Source organism: Rubripirellula lacrimiformis, assembly GCF_007741535.1.
GTDB lineage: Bacteria > Planctomycetota > Planctomycetia > Pirellulales > Pirellulaceae > Rubripirellula > Rubripirellula lacrimiformis.
In genome coordinates this window covers 231,327-250,484 of the sequence record NZ_CP036525.1, presented here as the reverse complement: position 1 = coordinate 250,484, position 19,158 = coordinate 231,327, and the positions used below count along the sequence as shown (strand labels likewise).

General features: G+C 57.1%; 14 protein-coding genes. 8 read left to right on the top strand and 6 right to left on the bottom strand.

Features of this window, described 5'->3' with window-relative positions:
* Position 1: 1 nt before the first annotated feature.
* The 3 genes from obgE to K227x_RS00870 all read right to left on the bottom strand — a co-directional run bounded on the left by obgE (position 2) and on the right by K227x_RS00870 (position 3,970).
* The gene (obgE, locus tag K227x_RS00880; protein WP_145177019.1) at positions 2–1,144 is read right to left on the bottom strand and encodes a GTPase ObgE; all 1,143 of its coding nucleotides are present in this window, start codon (positions 1,142–1,144) and stop codon (positions 2–4) included.
* Between the two features lie 275 nt (positions 1,145–1,419).
* A complete protein-coding gene (locus K227x_RS00875; protein ID WP_145167629.1) occupies positions 1,420–2,421 on the bottom strand; it encodes a hypothetical protein in 1,002 nt (333 codons plus the stop codon).
* 82 nt (positions 2,422–2,503) lie between these two features.
* A complete protein-coding gene (locus tag K227x_RS00870; protein WP_218933669.1) occupies positions 2,504–3,970 on the bottom strand; it encodes a hypothetical protein in 1,467 nt (488 codons plus the stop codon).
* Between the two features lie 519 nt (positions 3,971–4,489).
* Between K227x_RS00870 and K227x_RS30125 the strand changes: the two genes are divergently transcribed.
* Positions 4,490–4,663 carry a hypothetical protein gene (locus K227x_RS30125; RefSeq protein WP_218933668.1) on the top strand — a complete coding sequence of 58 codons (174 nt, stop codon included), beginning with the start codon at positions 4,490–4,492 and terminating at the stop codon, positions 4,661–4,663.
* A 72-nt stretch (positions 4,664–4,735) separates the two neighbouring features.
* Here the strand turns inward: K227x_RS30125 and K227x_RS00865 are convergent, their stop codons facing one another.
* A complete protein-coding gene (locus K227x_RS00865) occupies positions 4,736–6,151 on the bottom strand; it encodes a sulfatase (RefSeq protein ID WP_145177016.1) in 1,416 nt (471 codons plus the stop codon).
* A gap of 1,074 nt (positions 6,152–7,225) precedes the next feature.
* On the opposite strand from K227x_RS00865, the gene K227x_RS00860 reads away from it, so the two are divergent.
* The 4 genes from K227x_RS00860 (at position 7,226) to K227x_RS00845 (ending at position 11,815) form a co-directional block, all read left to right on the top strand.
* Entirely contained in the window at positions 7,226–8,899 is a 1,674-nt protein-coding gene (locus K227x_RS00860) for a sigma-70 family RNA polymerase sigma factor (protein WP_145167625.1), read from the top strand.
* Positions 8,900–9,172: 273 nt separating this feature from the next.
* Positions 9,173–10,108 carry an aldo/keto reductase gene (locus tag K227x_RS00855; protein ID WP_145167624.1) on the top strand — a complete coding sequence of 312 codons (936 nt, stop codon included), beginning with the start codon at positions 9,173–9,175 and terminating at the stop codon, positions 10,106–10,108.
* Positions 10,109–10,221: 113 nt separating this feature from the next.
* On the top strand, positions 10,222–11,037 hold the full coding sequence (locus K227x_RS00850; protein ID WP_145167622.1) for a sugar phosphate isomerase/epimerase family protein: 816 nt from the start codon (positions 10,222–10,224) through the stop codon (positions 11,035–11,037).
* Positions 11,038–11,230: 193 nt separating this feature from the next.
* Positions 11,231–11,815 carry a DUF3299 domain-containing protein gene (locus K227x_RS00845; protein ID WP_145167620.1) on the top strand — a complete coding sequence of 195 codons (585 nt, stop codon included), beginning with the start codon at positions 11,231–11,233 and terminating at the stop codon, positions 11,813–11,815.
* Positions 11,816–11,968: 153 nt separating this feature from the next.
* Here the strand turns inward: K227x_RS00845 and K227x_RS00840 are convergent, their stop codons facing one another.
* Entirely contained in the window at positions 11,969–13,147 is a 1,179-nt protein-coding gene (locus tag K227x_RS00840; RefSeq protein ID WP_145167618.1) for an aldose 1-epimerase family protein, read from the bottom strand.
* Positions 13,148–13,327: 180 nt separating this feature from the next.
* Here K227x_RS00840 and K227x_RS00835 point away from each other — a divergent pair, with 180 nt between their 5' ends.
* The 3 genes from K227x_RS00835 (at position 13,328) to K227x_RS00825 (ending at position 17,003) form a co-directional block, all read left to right on the top strand.
* A complete protein-coding gene (locus tag K227x_RS00835; RefSeq protein WP_145167616.1) occupies positions 13,328–14,578 on the top strand; it encodes a cupin domain-containing protein in 1,251 nt (416 codons plus the stop codon).
* Between the two features lie 129 nt (positions 14,579–14,707).
* Positions 14,708–15,763, top strand: a complete 1,056-nt coding sequence (locus K227x_RS00830) for a sugar phosphate isomerase/epimerase family protein (protein WP_145177013.1) — start codon at positions 14,708–14,710, stop codon at positions 15,761–15,763.
* Positions 15,764–15,863: 100 nt separating this feature from the next.
* Entirely contained in the window at positions 15,864–17,003 is a 1,140-nt protein-coding gene (locus tag K227x_RS00825) for a Gfo/Idh/MocA family protein (protein ID WP_145167614.1), read from the top strand.
* A gap of 150 nt (positions 17,004–17,153) precedes the next feature.
* Here K227x_RS00825 and K227x_RS00820 read toward each other — a convergent pair whose 3' ends face one another.
* Positions 17,154–18,974: a sensor histidine kinase gene (locus tag K227x_RS00820; protein WP_145167612.1), complete on the bottom strand. Its 1,821-nt coding sequence runs from the start codon at positions 18,972–18,974 to the stop codon at positions 17,154–17,156.
* Positions 18,975–19,158: the final 184 nt, after the last annotated feature.

Sequence of the window (19,158 nt, the reverse complement as noted above, 5' to 3'; positions counted from 1 at the left end):
CTCACAGATCGATGTCCTTGGCTTGGTGTTCGTGATCCATCTCGGACGTCGGTCCGGCCAAGTGTGGCGGCACACGTCGGGGGCGACCTTCGGTGACCGGTTGCACGTCGGATTCGCGCAGCAGCGTGACTTCTTCGCCAGCAGCGATCATCGCGGTGCGACGCTTTTCGACCCGGCTTAGAATCTCGGCGACCAATTCGGTCACGCCCGATCCCACAACCGCACTGATTAAAAAGACTTCGTTGCCCGAGGCTTGATGTAGCGCGTCCCGAACTTCGCCGGCGCCATCGAGTTCACTTTTGGTGACAACGACGATCTCATCACGCTCGGCCAACGACGCATCATATTCGGCTAGTTCGGCTCGAATCGCTTGATAGTTTTCGATCGGGTCCGTTCCATCCATCGGAAACGGTTCGACCAAGTGGACCAGCAATCCAGCCCGTTCCACGTGGCGCAGAAACTCGTGCCCCAACCCGATGCCTTCGCTGGCCCCTTCAATCAATCCGGGAATGTCGGCTAGCACGAACGATCGTTCGCCCACATCAACGATCCCCAAATTGGGATGCTTGGTCGTGAAGGGATAGTCCGCAATTTCAGGGCGAGCACTGCTGACTCGGCTTAGCAAAGTGCTTTTGCCTGCGTTGGGCATGCCGACCAAACCGACGTCCGCAATCGACCGAAGCTCTAAGATGACTTTCCGAATTTCGCCCGCATCGCCGGCATCGCATTGTCGCGGCGCTCGGTCGGTCGCTGTTTTGTAGTGTGCGTTGCCGCGTCCACCCTTGCCGCCTCTAGCGACGACAAACGAATCCCCGGGTTCCTTCAGGTCTTTGATCACAAACCCGCCGGCAGCATCGATCACCGCGGTTCCGGGTGGAACATAATAGGTCGCGTCTTTGGCCCCCCGTCCGTAACACATCGACCCTTGGCCGGGACCCCCGTTCTTGCCGCGGATGAACTGACGATTCGACAGTGCTGCGAGGCTGTTGACGCCCAAGCGGGCTTCTAAAATGATGCTGGCACCATTGCCGCCATCCCCACCATCGGGGCCGCCGCGAGGGACGTACTTTTCGCGACGCATGCTGGAACAGCCGTCGCCGCCTTTGCCCGCCTGGAACTCAATTTGGACTCGATCGACGAACATACTGGCGATGGCCTGATGGAAAGACAGGTGATGGGGGAAATGCATGATTGGCAAAGGGAAAACGGCCGACCTTAGAAGGCCAACCGTTGCCATTTCATCATTTCATCATAGCCACACGGGACGCGAATTCGTAGCCGTCCCTTCCTGATGCCAGCGACGAACCTGCGATTGCCGACCGCCACCTGGGGTGTGCAACCCGAGGATTTCAGGTGCGACCATGCCATGGGCAGCGTCAAACATAGCTTGCAAACCGCGTGGTCTCCCGCCTGGTCGACCTATCGGAAGACCCAGCGATAATCCAACCGTTCGTCCAAACCGTACTGGTCCAGGATGTACTTCTGTTGCTGTTCGTCCGCATAGGCTGGCACACCAAAGATGATCTTGTCATCGATTTGGTTCATCGTGTCCCCGGGACGATAGAAGTTCAATTGCAGGGCTTTGCGGCGATAAGGAGCCTCGGCACCCTCGCCGTCCTGCTGGAACGCATTGGTAAGACCGAAGACTTCGACTGACACAAAGTCCAGGTTGGGATCGACATCTTCCCAAGTCGCGACGCCCCAAATTCCGTCGCCCGCATCGTCGCCGACGAAGGGAACCTTCACTCGCGAAATCTCGACCGAGTTGTACAAAGGTGCGGTGATCTGTTCGCGAATTTTGATCTTATCGACGGCGGTGGGCAGAATCTGGTCAACGTACTTCTTGCCACTGACCTGGTCACGCAGCGTCAACATGGGAAAGAATCGCCGCGAATCATAGTGAATCTCTTCGACCCGTTTGTAGATCGGCACACCGCCCACGGTGTCAGCAGCGGGCCGCAAATCGCCGCCTCGATAGCGGACACGATAAACCATGTACCAGACCAATTTTCGCTGCATCCGGCCGTCCGGCCGAGGCACATCCAGATAGATCTGGCGAAGTGGCTTGAAAGCGAATTCGAAAGCATAGATCTCGCGACGCAGGATGACTTGCTTGGCCATTTCGACCAAGGTTCGGCTGCGCGGGTCAAAGTGCGGTTCGTTGTTGGGGTGCGATTCACCGCCAAACTGGATCTCGGGATGGCTGTCCAGCAAGGACTGCAGCGTCTGTGGCCCGTCAAACGTCTCCTCGGGCTCCGGAGCCGGCGGAATGACCCGCAACACGCCGGGCGCAAAGCGACTTTCCTCGGTCGTCGACGGATCTTTCTTCGTAACATCCTGGGCTAGCACCAATGGTGTCAGTCCATGCGTCACTAGCGTTGAGATCACAACGAATAGGGCGAATCGTCCAAGAAACATCATTTGATACCGTCGAATTCAATTACCGAAAACGGCCGTTGGGAAAGCCAAATAGCCACCGCCAGCCGAAACGGGCGAGCCGTGTTTATTTCAAGTCACTCGCTGATTGTACTTCGACCTGATTGGAATCGCGCTGATTTGCCCGGGCAATTCGCGTAGGTCGGTCGGCCGCCGTGCTTTTCGTCACCGCTTCGGGCTTCGGTGAACGCCGTTCCAGCAGCCGAAGCGAGGCCCCCAACTGGTGATCCGAACCGGCAAACGTCGCCGAATTTTTGGCCTCCATCGTGAACGTCGCCAACACTCGGCGGCCCGAATCGTCCGACAAATGCATCAACATCCACTGGATCGGGACCCCTTCGACGGCTCCGGTCGCGGTCACCCGCAATACTCGCAGGCCCGTCTCGCTGGCCCGTTCTTCGGCGGAAACCAGATCGGCCAACTGTTCGCCCAACGTCTTTCGAATGTCTTCCTGAAACGCTTCCAAGGTCCACTGCGTTCCGGCGGGCAGCGACGCCAAGGGCCGGAAATCGCACTGGGCGATGCTGCGATCGTCTTCGATCATCCGCATCATCGCGGCCCCAGGAACGTCCGTCATCATCCGCCAACGGCGATCCATCAGGACGCCCAGGCCCAATTCGTTGCTCTTCAGATCCACGTACAAACGTTCTTCGGGAATCGGGCCATTGGCGACGGAAGTGGTCGCCTTGGCCGCCAGCGCGATCGGCTTGTCCAGCGGTTTGCGAAGCATTTTGATGGTCGCCGATACATCGAACCCAGGCTCGGCCTTGCCGATCTCCCGAGTCTCGTGGACGGCCATCGCCAACCAAGTGCTGGCTCCCAATTTCCGATCGAAGGTCAGTTTGCCGACGGTGCGGATCATGGTCGGTACACCTTCGACCGAACCATGCACATTGCCAGTGAACTGGATCTTGGCCTGATCGGGCGTGATCTCGACGACTTCGCCGACCACTTCGGTCGCGTCCACCGACGACAAACCCAATACCGACAACATGGCGTCCGACGATGGCGAATACTTCGACCCCGTCGAGACCGCGGTGGTTGGCAATAGATCGTCCATGCCCAGACTGGACGCTGGCAGCCGCAGTAATTCCAGTTCGTCGCGGTCAAAGTAGTCGTCGACCGCATAGACCACTTCGGGCATGACATCCCGGCGAACCACCGTTTCGCGAACCGAATCACGCAGCTGGCTGTCTTTCTGTGTTCGATTCAGAGTTCTTTCACTTTTGGCAACGTGATAGTAGCGTTGGGCTGCGCGAATCCGCCCCGCACCCACCAACGATGGGTCTTCGCCCAACACACGTTCTTCGTAATCCATCGTCGCCGTGCTGGTGATCGGCAACTGCATGTCACTCTTGCGTGACACCAACGGATTTTTAGGCACGTTGACGTTGCCTTCGACTTCCAGTTCGACGCGCACCCGATACAGATCGTGTCGGCCGGTGGGCCGCAACATGACCGTCCGTCCGGCATCACCGGCCGCACAAGCGGATTCCAAGCCAAGCGGCCCAGCTCCCATGGTCGAAGCGGCCAAGGCCGAGGCAGCAAGAAGAAAACGACGGCGATCTGTCGAGATTCGATTCGATTGGACGGACATCGGCGACCGGGCGAAGTGAGAGTCATGAAACGACGGTATAGGTTCCATCGACCTTTCTCCCAAATCGGTTGAATCGAATATTCGGGGAACCTGTATCTCAACCGTCTCTCCGGACTGGTCCAACGATCATTCAGTGCATCGATCCGTCAACTTCCGGCGACTTTAAAATCCCACGCCCACCGCTTGCTAAGAGCACTTCGCCCCAAGGAATCGGACCGAACCAGAAGATCGTCGCGGCGGCGAAGATGATTCGGCACGCGAGTGTGTTAGGCGGAATCGTCGTGATGATCGAAATGGCGTCTGGTTGCCGGGTTCTAACGGTTGTAGCGATCGAAAAAGGGAGTGGCAGGGATGAAGCCTGAATGAGCTTCACTCTGGGGCCCGTCGTTTCGGCAATCCCTGATCGACGCCCTCGTTTTGGGGCTACCCCGGATAACCTTTTGCCTTGAGATCAACTTGAGCGAAAACAAAACAAATGGTGCAAACAGTTCGGGACATGACCTCGCCAACCTGTTTGCCGCAGCATTTGGCAGACTTGTCCGAGGCGTCACGGCTAGCGGATCATTGGTACTGTTGCAGTTTTGGATGCATCGCCGGGCAGCGAACGGTGGCGATGGATTGGGGGCGTGAAGGGCGATGGTCAACTGAGAACTCGGGTCACCAAGCAACTATGGTCGCCAAGCAACTATGGTCGCCAAGCAACTATGGTCGCCAAGGATCGGGGCCGCCGTCTTTGGGTTGCAGAAATTTGGCGTCGACGGTTTTGTACCACGCGTGCAGACGCTGGCGCATCTGATCGACTCGCTGCGGTTGCTGCTTGGCGAGGTCGGTTTGTTCACCCGCATCCCTGTTCAGATTGTAAAGATGGACTCGGCCGTCTTCGTATCGTTCGACCAACTTGTAGTCGCCCTCCCGAATGGCACCGCCCGGGATTCCACCTTGGTTGCTGTAATGCGGGTAGTGCCAGAACAACGGTCGTGGTTCCAACGGCTCGCCTTTCAAAGCGGGCAACAAATTGACTCCATCGATTTCATGATCCGGGGCAACGCCTGCGGCGGCAGCGACGGTCGGAAACAGGTCGATCGAACAGATCGGTTCGCTGCTGATCGAACCGGCCTTGGTGATTCCCGGATAGCGGACGATCCAAGGTTCGCGGATCCCTCCTTCGTAGACCCAACCTTTGCCACCGCGAAACGGCAGGTTGCTGGTGGGCGATCCTTCGCTGGTCGAAAGACCACCGTTGTCCGAGGTGAAGATGACGATCGTGTTGTCAGCCACACCGGAATCATCCAATTGCTTCAACACCTTTCCGACCGCTTCGTCCATGGCTTCGACCATCGCCGCATAGACCGCATGTTTCTGAAGGATTCGAACTTTCCGGGGCTGATCCCCCAGCACTTGTTCTTCGTCCGCAAATTCGATCCCGTTGATCGCAGCGGCCTTGGCCTTGTACTTTCCGACCAGATCCGGACGCCCCATCAGCGGAGTGTGTACCGAGTAGAACGACAGGTAAGCAAAAAAGGGCTGGTCCTTGTGATCAGCGATGAACTTCGCGGTTTCGCGTGCTAACCGATCGGGAAGATGGTCGCCGGCTGGACTCTCAACTTCTATCTGCGGGTTTTCGAACGGTGCAAAATACCTCTTACCAGTGTAGGGACCGCCACGATGGTATCCGCCAATGTTGACATCAAAACCACGATGCTGGGGATAGTATTCTTCACTGCTGCCCAGATGCCACTTGCCGGCAAAGAAGGTCGCGTAGCCGCCGGAACGCATCGCCTGGGCGATCGTGATTTCGTCCAACGGCATTTGATCGTTCAGGGGTGCCGGCCGAAAACGACCACTACGTGCACCGGAGAAGAAATTGGTTGCGTCGACGCGGCTGGGATACTTTCCGGTCATCAAGCTATAGCGAGTCGGCGAACAGACCGGGTTGGCCGCATAGCCGTCTGTGAAACGCATCGCCGAATCAGCCAACGAATCAATGTTGGGCGTTTCGTAAAAACAGTCAGCGTTGTTGGCGCCGATGTCCATGTACCCCAGGTCGTCCACCAGAAAAACAACCACGTTGGGTTTCTCTGCGGCAAAGCCAGCGGTCCGATCGCCACCCAATACCATCAGCCCGACGACCAGGGTTATCCCCATCGACCACAAAGACGACCGGGTTGGAATCCACGTCGCCCCGATGGCGTCCGGCGTGGTTGCCAGACGGGACCCGACGCCCTGGTGGATTGCGGCTGGTGTTGGATCAGATTTCATCGTCAACTTCGGATGCATTGTCAGACTTCCAAGCGGTGTTCTATCAACGAGCGATTCATCGCAATTCGACTCGGGGGCGTGTGGGTCCAGGTTCGTACTGATCCAGGCGACCGGGACGTTGAAATCCATGGACACGCAAGCGGACCAGCGCCCCCGACAGGAATTCCGGTGGGGGCAGCCCTGAAAGCCGATTTTCGATGAAGCCCCAGGTTAACCACTCCGAGTCTCCCGCTGGCACGCAGCGATCCGGGTGGCCGGACGCAAACCATCCTACCCATTCCCCCTATTCTTCGGCCCATTCGTCTTGGATGGGCCGGTGAGCGCCGGATTGGACCAGTCTAAATTTTCAATCGCGCGAAAATGTTACAAGCGGTGCCGTCAATTCCAGCAAGCCAGCCGGGCACCCCCAAACAGGAAAACGACACTTAAACTGTTTGGCGGACGAGACTTACGGTTCTACCGCAGCAAAAAAACCGAGATTTTTCTGGGTTTGGCGCGGAATTCCCTCTACCCTCCGCTGGTCAGTTGGGCATCTGGGAGGTTTTCACGGATTCGGATGAGCGTAAATCTGGCATCAAAGTCATCGACGATGACACCGATGCGACGATTTACACCGACAATTTCCGTGAACTTTGTGGATTTCTGGCGGGTCTTGGTTAATAACTACGCGGAATGATTGACGCGTAGTGGACAATGGAGTGGGCGACAAGGAGTCGCTCATGCGTGAGAAGGCAAAATCGGTGGTTACCAGGCTCTGGTAACGGGGGTGACCAGACGTGTCACGCCAATATCCGATTCGTTTATCACACCCCTGAAACAAATCGCTTTACGGATTGAGCGATACCCGGGCAAACATTTGGCAAGCAGTCGAGCGATCCGCCGGGGTCGCAGGGAAACGGAATCGACCGCAAACCAGCACTGGGAGAGATGGCGATGCACGAAGACTATCGCGACGCAAAGATCAAGGAACTTCGAGACCAACTGACTCGCTTTGCCCCGAAGGCAAAGAAGTTGGAACAGGCCTCGCTTACTGAAAAACTATACGGCGAGATCGAAGCCGATCGTTCATACGCATTTGATTATCTCTGTTTCCGGATCACCAATTATCGCCCCGAAAAGGCGAGCCGCCACAGCGTTGCCGAAGCCGACCTGAAGCACGATCTTCGCTTGTTGATCGAAGACCTCAGTGATTCCGCCGACGTCGAAGTGGGCGAGGTCGCTGAACCAGTTCATACCGTGGATGAACTGAGCAAGATGTTTCGTGTTTCCACCAAGACGATCAGCCGTTGGCGTGACGCTGGTTTGGTCAGCCGTCGATTGTTGTTCGGTGGACGCAAGCGAGTCGGTTTTCTGCACAGCAGTGTGGAACGATTTGTCGCCAGCAACCGGGACAAGATTCGTCGTGGCGAGCGTTTCAGCCAGCTGTCCGAGGACGAAAAAAGCGAGATGATCGAGCGTGCTCGACAGATGGTCGAAGGCGGCGCAAGTTTGTCCGAAGTGACCCGACAGTTGGCCTCCCAAATGGGCCGCAGCCCCGAAACGATCCGTTACACCCTGAAGAACTTTGACGCCGATCACCAGTCGTTGGCGATTTTCCCGAATCACCGCGGCGTACTAACCGAAGACGACAAGCGAGCGATTTTCAAGCTGTATACCCATGGTGCTTCGGTGCCACACTTGTGCAAACGTTTCAACCGTGCCCGCACCAGCATCCAACGAATTTTGCTGGACATGCGGTTGGATCAGATCGCCGAACTGCCACTCGATTACATCTTCAACGAAGACTTTGACGATGCATCGCGTGAAGCCGAATACCTTGGTCCGCTGCCCGAGCCAGCGACGGCACCGCGGAAGGTTCGCGTTCCTACTGGTTTGCCCAGTTATCTGGCAGCCTTGTACGACGTCGCACTGCTGACACGCGAACAGGAATACCACTTGTTCCGCCAGATGAACTATTACAAGCACAAAGCCAGTCGGTTGCGTGATAGCCTGGATTCGGCTGACAGCAACAAGACGGCGATCATGGACGAGATCAACGATCTGTACGAAGCCGCAGTGTTGGTGAAGAACAAGATTGTGCAAAGCAACTTGCGTTTGGTGGTTTCGATTGCCAAGCGGCACGTGGCCAGCACGGATGATTTCTTTGGGTTGGTGTCGGACGGCAACATGTCGTTGATCCGAGCCGTCGAGAAATTTGATTACTCGCGGGGCAACAAGTTCAGCACCTATGCGTCATGGGCGATCATGAAAAACTTCGCTCGCACCATTCCAAGCGAATTCAAGCATCGCGATCGATTCCGCACGACGACCGAAGAATTGTTCGTGTCGCGTCAGGACGAACGGGTGGATCCCTATGCCGAAGAAACCGTTCAGAAGACGCGGCAACGCGAACTGTCGAAGATCCTGAACCGACTCGACGAACGCGAACAGAAGATCATCACCGCTCGCTTCGGACTGGGCCGCGGCAGCGAACCGTTGACGCTAAAAGAAGTCGGCGCAGAAATGGGCGTTACCAAGGAACGCATCCGCCAATTGGAAGCCCGTGCGTTGACGAAGCTGCGTGAAGCAGCCGACGAAGCGAAAATCGATATCGAATTGGGCGCCTAGGGCCAAGGGCCGACCCTGCGGCCATCTTCGGATCCGACATCACGCCAAGCTGGAACCTGTTCCAGCTTGGCTTTTTTTGTGGACCGTCGGTAACCATCCCGGCCGGGTCGGTAACTAGCGATAGAGAGTCTGTGGTCTGACCTGTGGATCTGCCTGTGAAATCCGCGGGGATGTAGATCCCCCGACAACCGACCTGGCATTTGCTAAGCTGACCTTCACACTTCCGTGATCGCCATTGCCAGAACTCGCCTCTTTTCGATCAGATCAGAAACCATGGAAAAACGTCCACTTGCCGGCACAGATCTAGAATTGCCCGTCTTGGGATTCGGAGCCTCGTCGATCGGTGCCGAGTTTCGACAGATCGATCTCGGCGACGCCTTGAAGGCCGTTCATGTAGCGTTGGATCGCGGCATGAACTACATCGACACCGCGGCCTATTACGGTCGGGGGATGAGCGAGTTGATGTTGGGGCGGGTGCTGCCCGAGATCCCGCGAGATTCCTACGTGCTGAGCACCAAGCTGGGCCGATTCGCCCCAGCCCACTTTGACTTTTCGGCGCGCCGCGTGGCCGAAAGCATCGACATGTCCTTGGAACGGATGCGGATCGATCACATCGACATGGTGTTCTGTCACGACATCGAATTTGTCGACCTGAACCAAATTGTCGATGAAACGCTGCCGGCACTGCGTGAACAGGTTGCCAAGGGAAAGGTCCGTTACATCGGCGTCAGCGGCTATCCGATGAAGATCTTCACCGAGATGATCGAGCGCACCGACATCGACGTCGTGCTGACCTACAACCATTACACGCTTCAGAACGACATGGCGTTGTCGTTGGTCGAACCCTGCAAAGCCAAGAACGTAGGCCTGATCAATGCCGCCCCATTCTCGGCTCGTCTGTTGACCAGCGCACCGCTTCCAGAGTGGCACAAAGCAACGCCGGAAGTCCGCGAAGTTGCCGCCCAAGCAGCCGCCCACTGCAAAGCCGCGGGAACCGACATCGCCAAACTGGCACTGCAGTATTCCTGCGCCAATCCGTCCTTTGCCAGCTGCGTGACAGGATCGGCGAACCCTGATCGAGTGTCGCAGTGGTGCGATTGGTTAGCCGAACCGATGGACGAGAAGTTGGTGGCCGAAGTCAAGGAAATCTTGAAGCCGATTCACAACTGGGTCTACGTCGAAGGCCGCCCCGAAAACAATGACGCGTAAACGTCAACCGTGGCCTGCGCAGGAAGAGATCGACGCGTCGGACCACTAACATCCTTTGATCTTCCCGCCGTGCTGCGCAGTTGCGTTGGACGGCTTACCGGTAAAGAAGCAACATGAAATCCTGCATCACCATCAGTCTTGTCGAAGAAGCTCGCGGTGGCCCGTTTGTCCTTTGGGACGGTCTTGAAAAGTCCATCGACTTTGCGGCCGAACTGGGTTACGACGCCGTCGAAATCTTCGCGCCCGGTGTCGAAGTCATCGACGCGGACGCCTTGGGAAAGATGCTGGACAAGGCTGGCTTGAAATTGGCGGCCTTGGGAACCGGTGCCGGTTGGGTCAAACACAAATTGCAATTGGCCGACCCCGATGCTGGTCGTCGTGAAGAAGCTCGTAAGTTTGTGCGAACGATCATCGACTGTGCCGGTCAATTTGGTGCCGCAGCGATCATCGGGTCCATGCAAGGCCCCAGCGGTCATACCGGCGACGCAGATACCGCACGAGGCTATTTGTGCGAAGCGTTGGAAGACGGCGGATCGCATGCAGCCCAGTACAACGTACCGCTGATCTACGAACCGCTGAACCGATACGAAACGCGTCAGTGTTGTACCGTCGCTGATGGTGTATCGATGTTGGAATCGCTTTCGACCGACAATGTTCGATTGCTGTGCGACCTGTTCCACATGAATATCGAAGAAACCAGCATCGCCGACGCATTGATCGCCGGTGGAAAATGGGTCGGTCACATCCACTTTGTCGACAGCAACCGCCGTCCGGTTGGACTGGGGCACATGCAATACGGGCCAATCATCACAGCCTTACGCCAGATCGGATACGACGGATATCTGTGCGCCGAAGCGTTCCCCTACCCCGACCCGCACGAAGCAGCCCGCCAGACCATGCGTGCGTTCAAGTATTGGACACAAAGCTAGTCCAGCACCGGCAAGGGGCAAAACCTGAATCGCCGTGATCGGCAACGGTCACGGCGACGGCACGAAATCAGCGGATTTGGGTGTCATCACGGGCGATTGAGCGCTGGCGGGTCAATTGATGTGTCGGCTGTCGGCTGGGCCTGGGTATAATCGAGACGAACGCCCTGCCCTATCTTTCTTCGGAGAGCCCACCATGCCTGTGATCTGCCTGCCAACGATTGGCCGTCTAGCGGTCCGCTGTTTCGAAGTCCCCCGCGTCGCGATAGTCGCGATCGCCGTGCTGGGATGTTCGTCGCTAGCCGTGGCTCAGCAGGACGAAACCGGCGGCGGGAACGGCGTCAAAGTCATCGATCAGTCCAGCAGTGCCGCGTCGAAGGCCAAGGGCGAGATCAATTTTGATGATTTGAAGTTCGACATCGAAAAGGACGCGGCCTTTGCCCCCCGGATGCTTAGCCCGGACGTGAAGAGCCTGGACGGCAAGAAAGTGAAGCTGCGTGGCTACATCTTGCCCGCGACGCTGTTCAAAGAAAAAGGCATCAACCAATTTGTGCTGGTGCGAGACAACCAAGAATGTTGTTTTGGCCCGGGTGCGGCCCTGTTCGACTGCGTGATGGTTCAGATGATGCCGGGCCGGACCACGGACTTCGTCACCCGCCCGGTCACCGTCGAAGGCAAGTTCAAGATCGACACGGAAACCTACAAGTACCCGACCGGTGTGGGTCCCAAAGGGGCAACCCACTTGGCGATTTTCCAGATCGACGGCATGTCGGTCAAATAACGGCGAGTGCTTTTGCAGGCATGAAAACCAGAGCCTGGCCGGCGCCGAAGCCGCCAAGATTTTGGATGTGAACCGCCAGCCCGATTCAAGCGTCCGGCCGCGACCAAGCGGATGAAAATCCCCCGCTATTCGGGTCAACCACTACGGTCGGTATCACGCGCCCGGCGACCAACCTGGTTTTGGCATGTCGTTGATTTCGGGTGGATCGTGCCCGCGTAGCGTGTCGATTTTGGCAGACATCTCGCGGACCGATTCCGCATCGACCAACGGGTGCAGCGTGACGCGGAACGATTCGGTTTCACCGCCGGCGATTTCAACGACGCGACCATGCGATTCTTCGAACTCGCGTGTGTTGGGAAAGTTGGTGGCCGGTTCCATCCCGGTGACGTACCCATCGCTTTGGGCAGCGGTATTTTTCCACAAGATGAATCGCGACAACCCTTTGGTGTTGAAGGTCACGCCCAGTCCGGATTCCCCGTCCGCGGCACGGAGCATTGCCGAGGTCATGCGGCTTTCATTGCTGCGCAGCTTGGCAAAATACACTCTTTCGCTGTAACCCTGCTGAGGTGGGCCAAATTGATTCCACTGATCCATTTCGCTTGCCGATAGAGAGTCCTTTGGTGCAAGCGTTTCGATCGGGGCCTCCAGTGTGGCTCCGTCACCAAGGACCGGCGAACCGACGTTGATGTGGTACAGCAACTGCATCTTGGTCGGCGTCGACAGGTCGTTTGTCACGTCGTCGAGCAGTTCGATATCCGCACTGCCGGCATGAAACCGAATCCGACTTCGCAGCCGCAGCCGCTTGATGAACAAACGCGATTCCAACATTTCGCCAATCACTTCGATCCGCCCGGATGCCTCGTCGAATTCGATCGACAAGGATGTGGCGGGCAAATTGGCGATCCGGCCGTGCAGCGGGTACACCAAAGTCCCCTGTGCATCGTGTTGGGGGGCCCCATTGCTTTCCAGGCCACAGCGAACGACCAATTCGTCAAATCCCTCCAGCCACCCGATGCCGCTGGGGTCAAAGATCGGCACCTGGTCGGGGTGCACAGGCCCAGCGACGGGCGAATTCCATCCGAACGCGACGTCCCCGGCGTTTAGACGCCAAATGGACATGCCCCGAGTCGGTAGAATCATGGCACGGACCTTGCCGGTGTCGATTTCGATGACTTCGACCTGATCCGCCGGCCCGCCTACGAATCGCCCGTAGCGGGTTTCGATATTTCCCAACCGAGTTTCGATTTTCATCGATAGCGGCGAATCGGGAAACCAATGAATCGATTGGGCGGGATCGCGGTGGCTGCGGGCTGAAACGGTTTGCGTGGGCATAAATCAGGTCAACCAAGTTGGAAATCGACGGACATCTAGATCAGACTCGCTGCGACAATCGAGCATTCTTGCCCCAGCCAGGGACAGGTAATAAAACATTTGCCACCGCCTGACGCTACCGAACGGCAAAGAAAACAACTTTCATCTTCAGTCAAACCTTTCAATAAAGTCAATCCAGCAATGAGCAACGTCAAACTTGATGAAGGCCTGATCCAGGGCGATAGCGTTTCCGCCCTCTTGGACGCAGCCATGAATGATGGTGACGGTCTGCTGCGGCTGACCCCCACTTGGGTGCCCCGGTCGTTCCTGCACCCCGGCCGACGAATCAAGTTGCACCCTGGTGACTATTACCGATTTGGCGCCGACCGGGGCGGGATCGACGAACGCTGGTTCGGCAGCACGACCGAAGCGGCCAACGAAGGCCGTGTTTGGCACGAAGGGCTGAGTTTCTGTTTGCACGACGGAAAGAAATTCTTGCTGCGTGATGCCGTGGCCGAACGTGGTGCCGACCTGGTTGGCAAAAGCATCTACGACAAATACGAACGTTGGCCGGTGTATTCGAAGTTCTTCGACAACATGGGCCCGATTCCCCACCACATGCACCAAAGTTTCGAAGACGCCGCTTTGGTTGGCCAAGAGGGCAAGCCGGAAAGTTATTACTTCCCACCACAACTGAACAACGTCGACAATAACTTTGCCTACACGTTCATGGGCTTGGAACCCGGCACCCAACCGGAAGACGTACGCCGTTGCCTAGAAAACTGGAACGCAGGCGACAACGGCATCCTGGACCTCAGCCGCGCCTACCGACTGAAACGGGGCACCGGATGGTTGATCCCACCCGGCGTTCTGCACGCCCCCGGATCGCTGTGCACGTATGAACCCCAATGGGGCAGCGACGTGTTCGGTATGTATCAATCGATCGTCGAAGGTCGCTACGTGCCTTGGTCGCTATTGGTCAAGGATATGCCCGAGGACAAGCACCAAGACCTGGACTTTATCGTTGGGCAATTGGACTGGGACAAGAACGTCGACACGCACTTCAAAAACAGCAACTACCTCGAACCGGTGCGTGATGAAGAACGCAGTGGCGACGGGTACGAGGATCTTTGGATCGTGTACGGCACGGTCGAAGGACGCCAACTGTTTAGCGCCAAAGAACTGACCATCCAGCCCGGGGCAAAGTGCACCTTGAAGGATGGCGGAGCCAGCAGTTGGATCACCGTCCAGGGTCGCGGCCGGATCGGCAAACTGGATCTTCAAACGCCCGCGATGATTCACTTTGGCGAAAACACGACCGACGAAGTATTCATCTCGCACACCGCGGCTACCGCGGGCGTCGAGATTGAAAACTTGGGTTCAGAGCCACTGGTCGGATTGCGTTACTTTGGCCCCGATTCACACGCCAAACTTCCCAAAGCAGGAAACTGATCCTCGTCGTCGAAGGATTCGCAGCCCTCCGAGTGCTGCTTCACCCTCGTTGTTACCCAGCAGCCCAGCGCCGCCGAAAAGCCTTGTGTTTTTCGGCGGCGAACGTCCTCGAAACCCAACATGATTCCTATGACCAACCATCCCAACCAATTCCCGAAACTTCACAACGCGGCTTGGCCAGGCGTCGTCGGTAAAGGCGGCGAGGGCGACGATCCCTGCATCCCGTTGGACGACATGCTGGATATGACGGCGGCTGCAGAAGTCGATGGACGCAAGTTCGATGGCGTCGACATCTTCCTGTTCGATCCGCACGTGTCGATCGACGCGACCGACAAAGAACTGGAATCATTGGCCGACCGGGTTCGCAGTCGCGGACTGGTCATCGGCAGCGTGGTGGCCCCGGTTTGGGAACCAACCGGCGGCGGACCAGCGGCAGGCGATTCCGATCAGGTCGAAGCGTTCCTGACACAGGTGCGTAAGGGCTGCACGATCGCCAAAAAACTGCGTGAACTGGGCGTCCGCCCCTACGGCGTGGTGCGGCTGGACACGGCCACTTCGGTCGAAGAATGGGTCAAAGATCCCGATGCCAATCAATCCAAGATTGCCGACACGTTGAAGGCCGCCTGCGACATCGCCGAAGAGTACGACGAACGCTTGGCCGCCGAAGGCGAAATCTGCTGGGGCGGGATGCAAAGTTGGCGCAAGATGGTCGACCTGTTGGAACGAGTCGGTCATCCGGAACGATTCGGGTTCCAGGCCGACATGGCGCACACGTTGTTGTACCTGCTTGGCTACAACGCTCCCGAAGACGCCATCCTGCCACAGGACTTCGATTGGAACGACAAGGAAAAGAAAGCCGCCGCGCTGAAGGAACTGACCCACGCGCTGCGTCCTTGGACGATCGATTTCCACGTCGCCCAAAACGACGCAACCGTTCACGGTACCGGGTCGCACGACAAGACCGGACGACACTGTTTGCCCAACGATCCCAACGGCAAGCTGGACATCGCTACCGATGCCGGTCATTGGCTGCGTGACGAACATGGCGATGTGTTGAAGACCTGTCGTCACATTTGTTGGGACGGCTGCATGTTCCCCAACGAAGTGATGACGAAACCCGACACATGGAACAGCATCCTGGCAGCCATGTTGTCGGTCCAGGACGCCCACGGCTGGAACGAGTAGGAAGCTCTCGATTTCAACGACCTATCCCATTTTCGTGCATCGCGATCGATTCGGTTCGCGATGCCTCTCGTCTACTTCCATTTGATTTCTGCAAGACACTATGAAACCTCTGAATATCGGATTGATTGGCTACGGCTTCATGGGCCGTACGCACAGCAACGGCTACAAACGCGCCAACGACTTTTTCCCTGAACTTCAGCAACGCCCGGTGCTGAAAGCCGTCTGCGGACGCAACGCCGAAAAGGTCCAAGCCTTTGCCGACCAATGGCAGTACGAGTCGATCGAAACCGACTGGAAGGCGTTGATCGCACGCAAAGACATCGACGTGATCGACATCTGCACGCCCAACAATTCGCACGCCGAGATCGCGATCGCGGCAGCCGAAGCGGGCAAGATGATCCTGTGCGAAAAGCCGCTGGCGCTGAACCCTGAACAGGGCGAGCGGATGTGCGAGGCGGTCGAGAAGGCCGGCGTTCCCAACATGGTCTGGTACAACTATCGCCGCGTACCCGCCATCACGATGGCGAAGCAATTGATCGACGAAGGACGGCTGGGCAAGATCTACCACTACCGATCCAATTTCTTGCAAGACTGGACGATCAGCGAAGACCTGCCTCAGGGTGGCGCGGCGCTATGGCGTCTGGATGCTGCGGCGGCCGGATCCGGAGTCACGGGCGATTTGCTGGCCCACTGTATCGATGCAGCTCTGTGGTTGAACGGGTCGATCAAAGACGTGACCGCCATGACCGAAACGTTCGTCAAAGAACGGATGCACAGCGAAACCGGCAAGGTTGAACCCGTCAGCATTGACGATGCCTGTTCGTTCATGTGTCACTTCCAAAACGGTTCGCTGGGACTGTTCGAATCGACGCGTTATGCCCGTGGCCACAAAGCGCTCTTCACGTTGGAAATCAATGGGCACGACGCTTCGCTGCGTTGGGACCTGCACGACCTACACCGTTTGGAAATCTTCGACAACAACGACGAAGGCAGGCTTCGTGGTTGGCGTTCGGTCCATGTTTCGGACCACTCGGGCGATCAACCCTACATGGACAAATGGTGGGTCCCCGGTTTGCAAATCGGATACGAGCACACCTTCGTGCACCAAGTCGCCGATTTCATCGCTGCGTTGGACAAGGGCGAAACGGCGCATCCAAACTTCCGCGACGCGTTGGAGACTCAACAGGTCTGCGATGCAGTGCTATCGAGTGCCAAAGAAGGCCTCTGGAAGAACGTCTAGCCGACAGCGGACGATCTACCATGCGTTGTGTTCCAGCCGCATCTGCGGACCGATCGTTTAGCCGCGTGGGCATCGCCCCGCGCGAGCATCCGAACAAACGCGCGGCCCGCTGGGCACGCGGCTAAACGACAGCGGACGAGTGACGAGACGTCAAGCCGATACGGTTTCCGCTGGCGTCGAAATCTCGATCGTTCGCAGGTCACTTAGTTGCCATGGCAACGTGACCCAGAACGAACTGCCGCGGCCAAGTTCGCTTTGAAAGTCGACTTCGCCGCCAAGCAGTTTGGCAAGTTCTTTGACGATCGAAAGCCCCAAGCCGGTGCCGGAATACTCGCGTGTGAGCCCTTCGCCGTCGAGCACCTTTCGGCTCTGGCGGAACTTTTCGAAGATGATCGGCTGGTCTTCTTCGGCGATGCCCACGCCGGTGTCCGTGACTTCCAAACGGAATCGGCCGCGATCCAGGTTGGTGACCGACACCGTGATCATGCCGCCTTCGGGCGTGAACTTGATCGCGTTGGACAACAGGTTGTTGATGATCTGCCCCAATTTGTTGGGATCTTGGTGTGCCTGCGGCAATCCCCCGGGCACCTGCACCGACAGCGATATGTTTTTGTCTTCGCTTAGCGAATGGATCATGTCGCATTGGGCCGACACCAAGCGGGCCAGATCGAAGTCGCTGCGTTTGACTTCCATCTTGCCTGCCTCGACCTTGGCCAGGTCCAGGATGTCGTTGATCATTTCCAACAGCAGTCGACCGCTCTTTTGGATATTCGACGCATACCGTCGCTGTTTGTCGTTCAACGAATCGATGCCCTGCAGCACTTCGGAAAACCCAATGATGCTGTTCAGTGGCGTGCGAAGTTCATGACTCATGTTGGCCAAGAAGTCGCTCTTCAAGCGGTTGGCCTCGTACAGCTGCAGGTTCAACTGAGCCAACTGATCGACTCGAGCATCCAGTTCTTTGTTGACCTCTTGGATTTGATCTTGAGTCTCGGTCAAGTGACGAAGCATCCGGTTGAACGCGTCTGCCAGTTCGCGGAATTCGTCTTCGGTTTCGATCACCGCACGCTGGTTGGTATCCCCGTGGGTAATCGCATCACTGACGTCGCGAAGGTGATACATCGGGTACAGCACCAAGTGACGTACGATCGCGTGCAACACAAATAAAGTCACGGCGATGATCAACATGCACAATGAAACGACGATCGCGCGGATCATCGTCGTCAACTGGTTTGTCAGTTCATAAGGCATCGTGACCTTCATCACGCGGAACGGATACTGTTGGGCCAATTTGACCGGATCTTCGTCGTTGTCCAACGAAAACGTTCCCGGCAACGAATGGCACGACATGCAATCATGCGTGAAGAAGATCGGTGTGTAGTAGACGAACCGACCGTCGACCGGACCGACTTCGTCAAAGACCGGCTCGGTCATCGAGATCAGGCTGGACCCGATTTGGTTCATCGGCTTGTCTTCGGCAAGATCCAAAGGCGTCGACACATCGGGTCGATCGACGGCGATGCGCTGGGCCAGCCGGTTGCGAAATTTGGCTTCCAGATCATCCAAGCGTGCAATTTCTTCTTCGCTGTGCGGCAAGGCGATCGCCGGTAGATTCACGTACTGGACCGGGTCCTTGAGCGCCATGATTTCGAAATCGATGTTCGATTCCAGCTTCTCGTACTCTTCGTCGAACAGGATCCCGCGCAGTCCCGTCAGCACTTCTCGTTTGGAACGGACCAGATCGCTGGCCAGGTCGGCCGACCAGATCGCGTCGTTGTGAAGCCGCAGGACCTCGTTGGCGTAAAAATCTCGCGCGCGCGTTCGGGTGGTGTTCTTGACCAATTTCTGGCCCAACATCTCTACGACCAAGAACGCCCCAAACATCAAAACCATCAGCGCTGAACCGAAGAACAGAAGGCACTTCCGTTCTAAGCTCATCGACGAAAACAGGCCTTGGATCAGGCGAATCATCAGCATTGGTCCGTTGGAGAACCTATCCACCCCCCCGCCGCGGTGGTGAAGGTGTCCAGGTCATTGATCACAATCGAGTCCGTCTGGTTCGGGCTCGAAACGGCGAGTTTGACGGATTCCTCGCTTGGGCGGCACCCGAATTCGGTCGCTACGATCGGCAAAATCGAAACCCAACAACCCAACC

Excerpts from the sequence above, each read along its gene's own strand:
- K227x_RS00835 (WP_145167616.1), top strand. The coding sequence starts at position 13,328 with ATGAGCAACGTCAAACTTGATGAAGGCCTGATCCAGGGCGATAGCGTT.
- K227x_RS00825 (WP_145167614.1), top strand. The coding sequence starts at position 15,864 with ATGAAACCTCTGAATATCGGATTGATTGGCTACGGCTTCATGGGCCGT.
- K227x_RS00875 (WP_145167629.1), bottom strand. The coding sequence starts at position 2,421 with ATGATGTTTCTTGGACGATTCGCCCTATTCGTTGTGATCTCAACGCTA.
- K227x_RS00845 (WP_145167620.1), top strand. The coding sequence starts at position 11,231 with ATGCCTGTGATCTGCCTGCCAACGATTGGCCGTCTAGCGGTCCGCTGT.
- K227x_RS00855 (WP_145167624.1), top strand. The coding sequence starts at position 9,173 with ATGGAAAAACGTCCACTTGCCGGCACAGATCTAGAATTGCCCGTCTTG.
- obgE (WP_145177019.1), bottom strand. The coding sequence starts at position 1,144 with ATGTTCGTCGATCGAGTCCAAATTGAGTTCCAGGCGGGCAAAGGCGGC.
- K227x_RS00850 (WP_145167622.1), top strand. The coding sequence starts at position 10,222 with ATGAAATCCTGCATCACCATCAGTCTTGTCGAAGAAGCTCGCGGTGGC.
- K227x_RS00865 (WP_145177016.1), bottom strand. The coding sequence starts at position 6,151 with ATGGTATTGGGTGGCGATCGGACCGCTGGCTTTGCCGCAGAGAAACCC.
- K227x_RS00830 (WP_145177013.1), top strand. The coding sequence starts at position 14,708 with ATGACCAACCATCCCAACCAATTCCCGAAACTTCACAACGCGGCTTGG.
- K227x_RS00860 (WP_145167625.1), top strand. The coding sequence starts at position 7,226 with ATGCACGAAGACTATCGCGACGCAAAGATCAAGGAACTTCGAGACCAA.
- K227x_RS00840 (WP_145167618.1), bottom strand. The coding sequence starts at position 13,147 with ATGCCCACGCAAACCGTTTCAGCCCGCAGCCACCGCGATCCCGCCCAA.
- K227x_RS00820 (WP_145167612.1), bottom strand. The coding sequence starts at position 18,974 with ATGATTCGCCTGATCCAAGGCCTGTTTTCGTCGATGAGCTTAGAACGG.